General features: G+C 56.8%; 14 protein-coding genes. 10 read left to right on the top strand and 4 right to left on the bottom strand.

Annotated features, from left to right (window positions below; genetic code table 11):
- The first annotated feature begins 90 nt into the window (after positions 1–90).
- The 4 genes from AC6I8L_RS02185 to AC6I8L_RS02170 are packed head-to-tail and all read left to right on the top strand — an operon-like array spanning position 91 to position 3,418.
- Positions 91–930 (top strand): transporter substrate-binding domain-containing protein, encoded by an 840-nt coding sequence (locus AC6I8L_RS02185; protein ID WP_058961861.1) that lies wholly within the window; start codon positions 91–93, stop codon positions 928–930.
- A 2-nt stretch (positions 931–932) separates the two neighbouring features.
- Entirely contained in the window at positions 933–1,643 is a 711-nt protein-coding gene (pxpB, locus tag AC6I8L_RS02180; protein ID WP_058961860.1) for a 5-oxoprolinase subunit PxpB, read from the top strand.
- Positions 1,640–2,626 (top strand): 5-oxoprolinase subunit C family protein, encoded by a 987-nt coding sequence (locus tag AC6I8L_RS02175; protein ID WP_058961859.1) that lies wholly within the window; start codon positions 1,640–1,642, stop codon positions 2,624–2,626. The genes pxpB and AC6I8L_RS02175 overlap by 4 nt, the downstream gene beginning before the upstream one ends.
- A gap of 21 nt (positions 2,627–2,647) precedes the next feature.
- A complete protein-coding gene (locus tag AC6I8L_RS02170; RefSeq protein WP_058961858.1) occupies positions 2,648–3,418 on the top strand; it encodes a 5-oxoprolinase subunit PxpA in 771 nt (256 codons plus the stop codon).
- Positions 3,419–3,482: 64 nt separating this feature from the next.
- Here AC6I8L_RS02170 and AC6I8L_RS02165 read toward each other — a convergent pair whose 3' ends face one another.
- Positions 3,483–4,685, bottom strand: coding sequence for a pyridoxal phosphate-dependent aminotransferase (locus tag AC6I8L_RS02165; protein ID WP_058961857.1), 1,203 nt, complete (start codon positions 4,683–4,685; stop codon positions 3,483–3,485).
- 456 nt (positions 4,686–5,141) lie between these two features.
- Between AC6I8L_RS02165 and nac the strand changes: the two genes are divergently transcribed.
- The 6 genes from nac (at position 5,142) to AC6I8L_RS02135 (ending at position 9,706) form a co-directional block, all read left to right on the top strand.
- Complete coding sequence (gene nac, locus AC6I8L_RS02160; protein ID WP_034826712.1) at positions 5,142–6,065, top strand: nitrogen assimilation transcriptional regulator NAC; 924 nt, start codon at positions 5,142–5,144, stop codon at positions 6,063–6,065.
- Positions 6,066–6,179: 114 nt separating this feature from the next.
- Positions 6,180–6,596, top strand: coding sequence for an acetyl-CoA carboxylase biotin carboxyl carrier protein (locus AC6I8L_RS02155; RefSeq protein ID WP_058961856.1), 417 nt, complete (start codon positions 6,180–6,182; stop codon positions 6,594–6,596).
- 131 nt (positions 6,597–6,727) lie between these two features.
- Positions 6,728–7,480, top strand: a complete 753-nt coding sequence (locus AC6I8L_RS02150; RefSeq protein ID WP_058961855.1) for an SDR family oxidoreductase — start codon at positions 6,728–6,730, stop codon at positions 7,478–7,480.
- Between the two features lie 22 nt (positions 7,481–7,502).
- Positions 7,503–8,198 (top strand): amino acid ABC transporter permease, encoded by a 696-nt coding sequence (locus AC6I8L_RS02145; protein ID WP_058961854.1) that lies wholly within the window; start codon positions 7,503–7,505, stop codon positions 8,196–8,198.
- Positions 8,199–8,203: 5 nt separating this feature from the next.
- The gene (locus AC6I8L_RS02140) at positions 8,204–8,959 is read left to right on the top strand and encodes an amino acid ABC transporter permease (RefSeq protein WP_034826721.1); all 756 of its coding nucleotides are present in this window, start codon (positions 8,204–8,206) and stop codon (positions 8,957–8,959) included.
- A gap of 9 nt (positions 8,960–8,968) precedes the next feature.
- Positions 8,969–9,706, top strand: coding sequence for an amino acid ABC transporter ATP-binding protein (locus AC6I8L_RS02135; RefSeq protein ID WP_045816006.1), 738 nt, complete (start codon positions 8,969–8,971; stop codon positions 9,704–9,706).
- 49 nt (positions 9,707–9,755) lie between these two features.
- On the opposite strand, the gene AC6I8L_RS02130 is transcribed toward AC6I8L_RS02135, so the two are convergent.
- The 3 genes from AC6I8L_RS02130 to AC6I8L_RS02120 all read right to left on the bottom strand — a co-directional run bounded on the left by AC6I8L_RS02130 (position 9,756) and on the right by AC6I8L_RS02120 (position 13,139).
- On the bottom strand, positions 9,756–10,925 hold the full coding sequence (locus AC6I8L_RS02130; RefSeq protein WP_058961853.1) for a Gfo/Idh/MocA family protein: 1,170 nt from the start codon (positions 10,923–10,925) through the stop codon (positions 9,756–9,758).
- A 10-nt stretch (positions 10,926–10,935) separates the two neighbouring features.
- Positions 10,936–11,859: a TIM barrel protein gene (locus tag AC6I8L_RS02125; RefSeq protein WP_058961852.1), complete on the bottom strand. Its 924-nt coding sequence runs from the start codon at positions 11,857–11,859 to the stop codon at positions 10,936–10,938.
- Between the two features lie 254 nt (positions 11,860–12,113).
- Positions 12,114–13,139, bottom strand: a complete 1,026-nt coding sequence (locus tag AC6I8L_RS02120; RefSeq protein ID WP_058961851.1) for a LacI family DNA-binding transcriptional regulator — start codon at positions 13,137–13,139, stop codon at positions 12,114–12,116.
- Between the last annotated feature and the right edge of the window lie 127 nt (positions 13,140–13,266).

Genomic DNA, 13,266 nt, shown 5'->3' with positions numbered 1-13,266 from the left:
CCCTCTTTTTCGCCGCAAAACAAAGCCGATATAGTCCAGAAAAGCGAGATTTTGCGCTCCTAAGCAGTATCCACCATTGAGGGAATGCACATGACCATGAAAAGAGTGACCACCATTGGCTTGGCAATGCTGCCGTTGCTGGCTGTTTCGGCGGCGCAGGCAGATATGATGGCGAACATTAAATCGAGCGGTGAATTGAAATGCGCCGTTTACTCCGACGTACCGCCCTTCTCTTCGCCGGATCCACAAACGCGCCAGCTGGCTGGCATGGATATCGACCTGTGTCACGCTCTGGCCAAGCAGATGAACGTCAAACTGACTCTGGTGCCGACCTCTGTTGAAGCGCGTATCGCGGTGATCGCCACCGGCCGTGCCGATGTGTTGATTGCTAACCTGGCCTACACCAAAACGCGTGGTAATCAGATCCAGTTCAGCGATCCTTACTACGTGGCGAAAGAGATGCTGCTGGTGAAAGCGCCGCTGGCAGATAAACCACTGGACTATTTCAAAGGCAAACGTATCAGCGCCACCAAGGGCACCACGTCAGAGCAATCGATCCACATCAAAGGCGGTAAAGCCGTCACCTTCCAGGATTCTGCCTCCGCCTTCCTGGCGCTGGAGCAGAACAAATCGGTGGGCTTTGTCACTAACACCATGACCGGGATGAAAACCATCGCCCAGGCGAAAAAAGACGGCATCAATCTGGCGATGGTGAAAGAGCCGATGGCGCTGGAACCGATTGGTGTCGGCATGAAAAAGGATGAACCTGCCCTGCTGGCCAGCGTTAACAGCGGCCTGAAAGCGATGGACGACGATGGCACCATCGACAAAATCTGGAACACCTGGATTGGGCCAAATACCGAATACAAAATGGTGCGTGAAGAGCGCGTACAACCGCTCTCCAGCCTGAAATTTGAACCACTGGAATAATCATGCCCGTGATGTCGCACTCTGATATCCAGCCCGCCAGCGCATCTGCGCTGGCTTGTTCCTCTTCGATTACGCTCTCAACCATCGGGGCCCGTGCGTGGCTGGTGGAAGCACCGGGTGGATTTGATCTTTCCGCCCAGCGACGCGTCTGGTCATTAGCGCGTTTGCTTCAGGCGGATGAGGCGGTTGAGGCCCTGATCCCCGGCGTCACCAATCTGCTGGTGCTGTTCCGACACATCCCCGAGGACGAAGCGGCCATACGTGCCTCGCTGCATGCCGCCTGGGATCAAGCGCAGGCGATCAGTCCGCAGGGCAAACTGATTGAAATCCCGGTCTATTACGGCGGCGAGCACGCCACCGATCTGGATGCGGTTTGTCGTCATACCGGATTCAGCGCACGCGAAGTGGTGCGCCGTCACCATCAAAGCGAATACACCGTGTTTGCTCTTGGCAGCGCGCCGGGCTTTGGTTACTTGCATGGACTCGATCCGCAATTAGCCACGCCACGCAAGAAAGTCCCCTCGCTCAGCATGTTGAAAGGCACCGTTACCATTGGCGGCGCCCAGGCAGGTGTCTCTGCACTGACCGGCCCCAACGGCTGGAACGCCATCGGTTTTGCCGAGCTGGAAGTGTTTGATCCAATGGCAGAATCCCCCGCGCTAATGGCACCGGGCGATCGTATCCGTTTTCTGCCGCAGAGGATTGAACTGTGATCGAAATTGAACAGAGCGGCGCCCTGAACACGGTTCAGGATCTGGGGCGTTTCAACTTCCGCCATATGGGCGTCTCGGTGAGTGGTGTGATGGATCCGCTGGCACTGCGCGCCGGAAATCTGCTGCTCGGCAATGAAGAAAATGCCGCCGCCATTGAAGTTCAGCTGTTCCCATTCCGTGTGCGTTTTTTGCAGGACAGCAGCATTGCGGTAACAGGTGCGGATTGTCGCGCCACTTTAGACGGTGCGCCGTTGCCGCCCTGGTGGGGCTGCGGCGTGCGTGCCGGACAGGTGCTGGAAATGCGTTACCCGCGCAGTGGCGCACGCGGTTATCTCTGTATAGCAGGCGGCATTGATGTGCCAATGGTGCTGGGTTCGCGCAGCACGGCACTTCGTGGTGGCTTTGGTGGCCTGGAAGGCCGCCCGCTGCAGCGTGGCGATCGGTTGGCGCTGGGTGAAACACAGGCTTCCCCGTTGCCCAGCTGCGGTATTGGCATTGAGCCACCCGACAGCGCCCTGCGTGCACATTTCCCGCGTAACAGCGCAGGTGAGATTCAGTTGCGCGCCATTCCATCCGGCGAATATCCCTTGTTTGCTGCCGATGCCGGTCGCTTCTGGCAGCAATCATGGCAGGTCTCCAATCAAAGCAATCGCACCGGATATCGACTGGCGGGCGATCCGATTTTCCCGTCAAAAACCATTGAGATGCGTTCTTACGGGCTGATTCCCGGCATTGTGCAGGTGCCGCCCGGCGGCGAGCCGATCATTCAGCTCAGCGATGCCAACACGGCGGGCGGTTATCCCAAGATCGCCGGGGTGATTGAGCAGGATCTGTGGCGTTTAGGACAGGTATTACCCGGCCAATCGATCCAGCTGATCCAGAGCGATACGCGTGAGGCCATCGCCATCGAGCAACAGGTCGCAGGCTGGCTGAGCCGCTTACGTGTGAGCTGCCCACCGCTGCATAAAGCATTAACCGCATAATTTTCCGAAGGAACCCAAACCATGAAGATTGATGTGAACTCCGATATGGGCGAAGGCTTCGGCGTTTATCAACTGTGCGATGACGCCGCGCTGATGAAAGTGGTCTCCTCAGCTAATATCGCCTGCGGATTCCACGCCGGCGATCCGGCGATCATGACCCGAATGGTGCGACTGGCGAAAGAGAATGGTGTCGGCATTGGTGCGCATCCTGGCTTGCCCGATCGCCAGGGCTTTGGTCGTCGCGAGCTGCCGTTCAGTGCCGAAGAGATCTGCCAGCAGGTCGCTTATCAACTCGGCGCGCTGACAGCGATTGCTCAGGCAGAAGGCACGAAGGTGTCGCACTTCAGCTTCCACGCTGCGATGGGCAATATCGTCAATCGCGACGAGGCATTAGCGCAGCAGGTCATGACGCTCGTCGCCCGTATCAATGCAGATCTGATTGTGTTCGCACAACCCGATACCATCATTGAGCGAGCGGCACAGGCAGCGGGCCTGAAAACCCTGACGCTGTTCCTCGCCGACCGCGCTTACGATGCTCAAGGGCGCTTAGTGCCGCGCGGCATTGCCGGCTCGGTGATCAAAGAGGAAGCGGCGCTGCGTGCCCGCGTGCGGCAGTTCCTGCAGCATGGCACCGTCACCACCTTCGAAGGGGAAGTGATAGCCGTGCGTGCCCGGTCGATCCTGGTGCACAGCGATACGCCAGGCTCCCTGGCCCTCGCCACCATCGTACGCAGTGAAATCGAAGCCAGCGGCCATCAGGTGGCGCCGGCGGCAGAGGTGCTTGCTCAATAAGTTTTTTTGAATCGCCCAAATAAAAATGGCTGCCTTATCGGCAGCCATTTTTTTCGCCTTCCTTTTAACGGCAGCCAGCGCAGAATGCCGCAATACGATCGCAGCCCGTCTCTAAGCGCTCCATGCTGGTGGCGTAGGACAAGCGGAAATACGGGCTCATGCCATAAGCCGCACCCTGCACCGTCACCACGTGTTGCTCTTCAATCAGCGCCAGCACAAAATCGGCATCGTTGCTGATGAAGCGTCCACCGGCACTGGTCTTGCCGATCAACCCTTCAATGTTCACAAACAGATAAAATGCGCCTTCTGGCTTATGGCAGCGCAGGCCATCAATCGAGGTCAGACGCTCCAGCACGTAATCACGGCGTTCACGGTAAATGCGTGCGCGCTCCTGCAACAGATCTTGTGGACCTTCCAGCACCGCCACCGTTGCCGCCTGCGTCAGGGTACAGACGCCACCGCTGTTCTGGGTGTTCACATTGCTCATGGCTTTAATCAGCGGTGCAGGACCGCCGCAAAAGCCCAGACGCCAGCCTGTCATCGAATAGGCTTTCGAGACGCCGTTCACCGTCAGCACACGGTCATACAGGCGCGGTTCAACCTGCGCCAGGGTATAGAAACGTACATCGTCGTAGATCAGATGCTCATAGATATCATCCGTCATGATCCACACCTGCGGATGGCGCAGCAGCACGTCACCCAGCGCCTGCAACTCGGCTTTGCTGGCCACCGAACCGGTTGGGTTGCTCGGATAGTTCAGCAGCAGCCATTTGGTCTTGTCAGTGATCGCCGCATCCAGATCCGCAGGCAGTGGTTTAAAGCCATTCTCCTGCGCACACGGCAGCGGCACCGGAACACCACCGGCAAATTTCACGATATCGGCATAGCTGATCCATGACGGCGTCGGGATCACCACTTCATCGCCCGGATTGATGGTCGCCAGGACGGCGTTAAAGATGATCTGCTTAGCGCCACCGGCCGTCAGAATCTGGCTGACGTCATACTCCAGTTGGTTATCCCGTTTGAATTTCAGCTGGATAGCTTTGCGCAGCGCAGGCGTACCGTCGGTCGGTGGATAGCGCGTGTCGCCCGCGCGTGCAGCGGCGTAGGCGGCTTCAATCGCATGTTCCGGCGTGGGGAAATCCGGTTCGCCGGTAGAAAGTGCTACCACATCAACGCCCTGCGCCGCGAGATCGCGCGCTTTTTGGGTCATGGCAACGGAGGCGGAAACGGTCACATTCTTTAAACGATCGGCTATCTCGGGCATGTTCAATCCTGGGTTCGGGGGATGTCAGTTTTCCCTGAGCATAGGATTAGGGCCGAAGCCACGGATAATAGTGCTTTGTTGTGGTGATATAACACAAAGCGATGACTGGACCGACTGCACACTTCTGCCATAAAGGCGGCAGATTGACTCAGAATTGCGCGACAGGTCACGCCCGCACGCCTGACGGAATGTTAATAAAGTGTTACTTTCTTTCCCAGGTTACATCCCGAACCCACGATTTTCCTTGCCCGTCACTGGCAATGCTGATGGGTCAACTGCACTCATTCGGTGCAGCGCTGCATTTTTCAACACCCGCCATGCCGGCGGCTCACTAGCTCAGCACCAGACTCAGGAGGCCCGGTAGCCGTACCCTCCTGTCTGAGTTCAATAACGAAAGCTTATCCTGGCATCAACTTTGCTTGATGAGGATATGCGTTCTGTTTGAGGGAAGTGTCCATGAATCTTCGTCGCCTGAAGTACTTTGTTAAAATTGTTGACGTCGGAAGCCTGACGCAAGCTGCCGATATCCTGCATATAGCCCAACCCGCGTTGAGCCAGCAGCTGGCTACGCTGGAAGGTGAAGTCAATCAACAGCTGTTGATTCGCACCAAACGCGGTGTCACGCCTACTGAAGCCGGGAAAACACTCTATTCCCATGCACAGTCCATTTTGCGCCAGTGCGAACAGGCGCAAAGTGCGATTGATCTGGTCGGCGCTGCGCTGAGCGGCAGCGTTTCCGTCGGGCTGGCACCGGGCACAGCGGCGCAAAACCTGGCGCTACCGCTGATGATGGAAGTGCAGCAGCAGCATCCTGGCATCGTGCTCTATTTTAACGAGAACTTTGGCACCACCCTGAGCGAGCTGATCATGAACGGGCGTATGGATATGGCGGTGATTTACGATCATCGCACCATCCATGGCCTGCGCTTCATGCCGCTGATGAAAGAAGATCTGTGCTTCGTTTGCCCGTTCAGCCTGGCAAAACCGGTGAAAGAGATCCCGCTGTCACAGGTTGCGCAATATGATCTGTTCCTGCCACGTATCTACAACATCATGCGCAAAGTGCTGGATGACGCCTTCGTGCAGAACAATCTGCAGTACCGCGTGAAGTGCGAAATTGAGTCGCAAACCACCCTGAATGCGGCGTTGAGTGCCGGTCTGGGCACCACCATCATGCCGGAATCCGCCGCACGCGCGATGCTGAAAAACGGGGATACCTGGATGGCGAAGATCATCGAACCTGATGTGCAGGCCTCACTATCGTTCTGCATGTCGGATCATCTGCCACTTTCCCAGCCTGCCGAAGCAGTGAAATCCATTTTGCTGTCGCTAATGTCGCGCCGCAACGTGGAGAATCATCCACTGACCCTGGTGGGATAAGACCCGCTTATCACCGCAAAGCGAAACCCTCTTACAACCCGTCTGACGAACGCGCTAGATTGATTCGGTCTGTTGCCCGCTGCGGCGGGCGTGTTTCGCTTTGACGGGAACCCCATGGAAAAAACTGCGATACCGCTGCCGACGCTGCGTGCGTTGGCGCGCAAGATGCAACGATCCGGCCTTAACAGCCTGGCGTTAGAGGGCAAACAGTGGTCGGTGCGTCTGACGTTTGACCCGCCCTCCTTCTCATCCCCAACGGAGATCCCGACGCAAGCGTGCCCGCCCGTGACGCATCGCATTGGCGCGCCCCTGCCCGGCACACTGCTGCGTCGCCACCCACACAGCCAGCAAGATTTTGTCCAGCCTGGACAGCAGGTAGAACCTCAGGATCTGCTGGCGATGGTGCAGGTCGGCCTCCTGTACGTGCCGGTGCTCAGTCCCTGCAAAGGGCGGGTGCAGCCATTCCCCTCTGCAACGCGATCTGCGGTTGAATATGATGAAGAAATTCTTATTCTTCAATCGGATAATTAATCATTAATACGGTTATAAGGGGCTCTTATCGCCTCACAGTTTTTATGTCTTATGCCCTTGCGGCATAACTGCATAAAGTCAAAAAAGACCCATTACGCCGGACACACACCTGGCGAGACGAGGAAACACAAATGCCATTCTCAGATTACAAAACCGCGCTGGTGACCGGCGCATCGGCTGGTATGGGCGAAGCGATTGTTGAGCGCCTGTGCAAAGAAGGGATCACCGTGCACGCGGTGGCACGTCGTAAAGAGCAACTGGCCGCGCTGGCCGATCGCACTGGCTGCATCCCGCATGCCGTGGATGTCAGTGACGTCAATGCGCTGACCGCGCTGTGCAAAGACCTGGAAATCGATATCCTGGTCAACAATGCAGGTATCTCTCATCCTGGTTCGATTCTTGATGCCGACGAAAACGTGGTAGAAACCCAGGTCGATGTCAATCTGCGTGCCGTGCTGCACCTGTGCCGCTTGCTGGTGCCGGGCATGATGGCGCGTGACCGTGGCCACGTATTCAACATCACCTCGATTGCCGCCATCTACAACTTCAACGGCAACTCGGTGTATCACGCCACCAAAGCCGGGGTGCATGCCCTGTCACGCCAGCTGCGCGTGGACTGCTATGGCAAACGTGTGCGCATCACCGAAATCTGCCCAGGCCGCGTCGCCACTGATATTTTCGGCAACGTTTCAGGCGATCACGATGAGGCGCGTCGCCGCTTTATCGATGGCTTCGAACTGCCGCAAGCCAAAGATATTGCCGACTGCGTGGCCTTTGCGCTGTCTGCGCCAGTCGCCGTCAACATTGGCAACATCGAAATTACCCCGACGCTGCAGGTGCCGGGCGGTCTTTCCACTATGCGACCGGGCGACCGCACCGCGTAATACCGTACAATGAGGTAACTGTATGGCACTTGATTTCAGCAGTGTGATAACCGGCCATTACGGCCAGATGATCGTTGACGGAACGGTGGTCACCCTTGAACTGGCGTTGGGTGCCTGGCTGCTGGCGATGGTTCTCGCCCTGCTATTGGTGGTGGTCCGCCTGACGGAGAATCGTCTTGCCGTTGGCCTGGTTAAGGCGTATGTCTCCTATCACCGCAATGTGCCCACGCTGATTCAGTTGATGATGTGGTACTTCGCGATCCCCACCCTGCTGCCGGAATCGCTGCAGATGATGATCGTTGACTACAACGCCGAGTTTTTATTTTCTCTTATCGCGCTCGGGCTGTGCCAGGCCGCTTACTTCTCTGAAGATATCCGTAGCGGCCTGCGGGCCATTCCAGACGGACAGAATGAGGCCGCCCGCGCGCTTGGCATGAGCTATGTCCGCGCCATGCACTCGGTGATTTTGCCGCAGGGTGTGCGCAATGCGCTGCCATCCGTGGTCAATCACACCGTGCTGCTGTTCAAAAACACCAGTCTGGCAATGGTGATTGGCGTGGCAGACCTCACCTATGTGACGCGTGATATCGAGAACCAAACCTTCCGTACCTTCGAATCCTACTTAGTGGCAACCGTGGGTTACCTGTTCTTCTCCCTGCTGCTGATGGGCTTGGGCGCGCTGCTGGCCCGCCGCTTCCAGCGCGTTTACGCGAGGTAATGGCGATGTTTGAGATCTTCACCATTTTGCATGACAACGGCATGCTGCTGTTAATGGGCCAGTATCCTAACGGTCCGCTGGGCGGCGTACTCTGTACGCTTTTGATCTCCGTGCTGGCAGTATTGCTGGCCTTCCCCATCGGTGTGTTGCTCGGCCTGGCGCGTCTGTCGCCGTGGCGCTGGCTGAGCTGGCCCGCCACCTGTTGGGTGTATCTGCTGCGCGGCATTCCGCTGATGATGGTGGTGTTCTGGACCTACTTCTGCGTCCCGTTGCTGATTGGCCACAACATCAGCGGCTTCGCCACCATGCTGTGTACGCTGGTGATTTACGAAAGCGCCTACATCGCTGAGATCGTGCGTGGCGGCATTCAGGCACTGCCGCACGGCCAGTATGAAGCGTCACGCGCGCTGGGTATGAGCCACCTGAAAACCCTGCGTTTAGTGATTCTGCCGCAGGCGCTGTTTAACACTTTGCCGAGCCTGGTGAGCCAGCTGGTTTCGATCATCAAAGACTCCACGCTCGGCTACGTGATTAACGTGCCGGAGCTGACCTTTGCCGCTAATCAGGTCAGCAATCAACTGCTGACCAAACCGTTCCAGGTGTTCGCCATCGTGGCGCTGAGCTACTACATCATCTGCTTCAGCCTCACCTGGCTGGCTAACAAACTTGAAGCGCATATTGCGCAGAAACGTCGCCAACCGCCGCAGGCGAATCCCAGCGTAGCGCCCGCGGTGATGCTGACTAAAACCTCTTCGCAATAAGGAACCACTATGAGCCCGATGATCATGTTTAACCAGGTCAACAAATGGTACGGCGCGTATCAGGCGCTGACTGACCTGAGCGCCGAAATCAATACCGGTGAAGTGGTGGTGGTGTGCGGTCCTTCCGGGTCGGGGAAATCCACCTTGATCCGCACCGTTAATCGCCTGGAACCGATTGATAATGGCCAGATCGTGTTTGATGGCACCGACATTCACGGCAGCAGTACACGCCTCAACCATCTACGCACCCGCATTGGATTTGTGTTTCAGAGCTTCAACCTGTTCCCCCACGTCTCGGTGGCAGAGAACATCATGATGTCACCCATGAAAGTATTGGGCGTGAAGCGTGCCGAAGCGCGTAAACAAGCGGGTGAGTTGCTGGAGCGCGTTGGCTTATCACACAAAGCAGACGCCTATCCGGCGCAGTTGTCTGGCGGCCAGCAGCAGCGCGTGGCGATTGCACGTGCGCTGGCAATGAAGCCGCCGGTGATGCTGTTTGATGAACCGACCTCGGCACTCGATCCTGAAATGGTCGGTGAAGTGTTATCGGTGATGCGCAGCCTGGCGCAGGAAGGGATGACGATGATGTGCGTGACGCACGAGATGAATTTCGCGCGTGAAGTGGCGGACACCATCTGGTTTATGGATCAGGGGCAAATTCTGGAAAAATCGACGCCAGAGAAGTTCTTCACCCAACCGCAGCACCCACGTGCCCAGCGCTTCCTGAGCGATTTGCGTTCGCATTGATGCATCCCGGTCGGCAGAGCCGCCGACCGGTTTGTTGACTTCATCTCAATCAGCAATCCACCCACACCGCACCGGCATCCGCTGACTTCACGCACTGCTCTACCCAACGCACGCCCATCAATCCGGCATGCACATCGGGATACCAGAAGTCAGCCAGAAACGCCTCATCACCGCGATCGGTGGCATCCATCGCCAACGCAAAACGGCGATAGAGATTCGACCAGGCTTCAAACAAACCTTCCGGATGGCCGCCGCCGATACGGTCATCAGCCAGCGCACTTTTGTGCAGATAGCCCATACCACGCTCCAGAATCTGCAGCGGCTCACCCTGCACTTCATAGCGCAATTGGTTCGGCTGCTCATCCCACCACTCCAGACTGGCCTTCTCACCAATCACTCGCACTTTCTGCCCGTGCATCGAGCCACAGTTCACTGCCGAGGCCCACATGGTGCCGACCGCGCCATTGTCGTACTCCATCATCACAAAGGCGTTATCTTCCAGCGGCGCACGGGTTTTCACGAAACTCTGGCGGCTACACAACAGACGTTTCACCTGCAGTTTCGGCACCATGGTTTCGGCGATAAACAGCGGGTGCGTCGCCAGATCGCCCAGCACATAGCTGGGGCCAACAAAGCGTGGATCAACGCGCCACCTCGTACTTTCGTTTTGCAGTTCGACCGCTTCGTTATGGAAGCCGTGCGCGAACTGCATATTAATAATGCGGATCTCGCCGAGCAGCCCTTCCGCGATCATCTCGCGCGCCTGTTGGATCAGCTGATGGCCGGCATAACCGTAAGTCACACCGATGATCTTCTTCTTCTCGGCGCAGAGTTTTTCCAGCTCGTCCGCTTCTTCGGTGGTGAAGCACAGCGGCTTCTCACACACCACATGCAGACCGGCATTGAGCGCAGCACGGCAAATGGTGAAGTGGGTATTGTTCGGCGTGGCGATTGAAACGGCTTCGATGCCGTCTGCACGCGCCGCTTCCGCCGCGAACATCGTTTCGTAATCCGGATAGCAGCGATCCGCGTCGACGCCCAGTGATACGCCAAACGCACGGCCGCGTTCGGCGTTAAGATCAAATGCGCCCGCCTGCAACACAAAGTTGCCATCACGCAGTGCCGATGAACGATGGATGTAGCCAATCTGACTGGTACCGCCGCCGCCCACCATGCCCCAGCGCAGTGAACGATCCAGAGCTTTAATGCCGTTAATCATGATGATCTCCTCAGAATCCGACCGATTGCAGGTAGTGAAGGCTGGCAGTAACGTCGCGCAGGCTGGTGTCGGCGTTGCGGGGATCGCGCTCCTGCTCGATGGTGATCCAGCCCTGATAGTTGCGCTCAGCGAGAAACGCCCGCACTGCCGGATAATCAATCGCGCCTTTGCCAATCGGGCACATCACCCCTTCGGCGCAGGCGGCAAAGAAGTCCACGCCACGCGCAATCACATCGCGCCAGACCGCGTCATTCACATCTTTGAAGTGCAGGTAATCGATCCGATCCCAGTAACGGCTCAGATAAGGGATCGGATCCATACCGGAGTAATAAAGATGCCCGGTGTCGAGGCACAAACCGGCTACCTCATGCGGAATGTCCTGCACCAGTTGCTCCAGCTCGTCGGCGAACTCAATGCAGCCGCCCGCGTGCGGGTGGATCACCGCGCGCACGCCATACTCATCCCGGGCAATCTGGCTCAGGGTGGTGATGTGCTGCATCATGCGCTGCCACTCTGCACTGGAGAGGCGCGGCGCTTTATCTGACTGCCCGGCAAATCTGGCACGCTCAGGGTTACCGAAATCGATAATCACCAGGTAAGGTGCGGGCAGATTATCCGCGTGGGTTTTTTCGGCAGTAGGAACCTGCGATAGGTTGCGGCAGATGTTGTGTGTCAGTTCAACCATCGCCGGGAAATTGGCTTCGCTGACCAGATCGTCAAAGATCGTGCCCGCCACCAGCGAAAGCTGATGGGCTTCCAGCTGGTGACGCAGTTCAGCGGCATCGGTAGGCAAATAAGTCCATGGACCCAGCTCAATACTTTTGTAGCCCGCCTGAGCCGCTTCCGACAGGACTTTCTGCCAGGGTGGCAGGAAAGGGTTTTTAGGATCGTCGACACCCCAGCTGCAGGGCGCATTAGCAATGTGAATCGTCATGATCGTTCCTTGCGGTGTTGGATAGCGCAAGTATCAAATGAAAATTTCACCCACAGCAATCATGAAACATTCATTTTTTGATAGCGATCATGTTATTTTTCATCATTAAAATGATAGATAATCTATCAAATCCATAACTGGCGCCACTTTCAGGCCAACCACTCAAGTAATGCCAACGCATTCCCGGTCAGCCAGCCTGAGAGCGAATCAGGCTGACGCTTCTCATCGCGTCGCCAGACTTCGGTGCTCAGAGGCTAAAGATTCTCACGCGTAATGATCTCAAACGGCAGCGTGACCTGAGAGAAATGCTCACCTGATTCGACAGTTTGTTGAGTCGTGCGGACAAATTGCCGCACCATTTCCTCAATTTCATGGCGAATCATCACGGTGATTGTACCGTCAATCAGTGCCAGTTCGCCCTCTTTCACCGGGCCATGACAGATTAGCGCCACCTCGCGCTGCGGCTGCTGGCGTAACGCATGAATCACGCCTTCAATACCGCCACAGGGCGCGTAGATTAAGGCGAGATCGGCATGATCTTCCAGCAACTGACGCGTGGCGTGATAGCCGCCATCAATCGACTCATGGGTTTTCAGCGGCTCTAATACGCGTCGGGTGCTGTCCTGCTCGCGCAGATAGGAGCGGAAGCTGATCTCGCAGCTCTCCTGACAGGTAAAACGATGGTCGCCCACTAGCACGCCCACCGATCCCGGCTGATGCAGCAAATGCGAGGCCACCCAACCGGCAGTGCGTCCGGCTTTCTGATTATCCAACCCGAAATAGCCCGCATGTCCGCAGGGCGAGAAGTTGGAGAACAGGGCGTAAACCCGCACGCCCTGGCGTGATATCTGCTCGATGGCATGGCGGATCAGTGGGTGATCCAGCGCGACTAAGCCAATCACATCCACCTCTTGCGCCAGCTTGTGCAGTGAGGCCACCACAGCTGCCACATCATCAATGTCATGCCAGTAAAACCGTGGCTCACTGCCCGCAGGATGCAACGGTTGCGTCTGTTGCCTGAGGGCATCTGTCAGCGAGTGATAGAACGAATACGATTTTGATAGCAGCACAAAACCCATGCGCAGCGTCACGTGCGCGGACTGCGACTCAGCGCTGAAAGGCACAACCGGCGCCATGCGATAACCCAGTCGGTTGGCAGCTTCTAACACCTTCTGCTCGGTGGTCGCTCGAACCGGAGCCCGCCGATTCAGTACCCGATCCACCGTGGCGACGCCAACGCCAGCCGCATTGGCGATAGCGTTCATGGTGATTTTGCTCATCAACAGATTCCAGTTTGATAGTAAGTTATCAAAATAATGCCCGAAATGGACCGGGAGTGCGAAGACATTGCGGAGTAAATCGTCATCAAATCTCAATATTTGATAGAGAATCTCTCAGTAATTTGAT

Source organism: Type-E symbiont of Plautia stali (genome assembly GCF_059731115.1).
The sequence above is the reverse complement of the archived record's forward strand: the minus strand, read 5'-3'. Positions and strand labels throughout refer to the sequence as shown.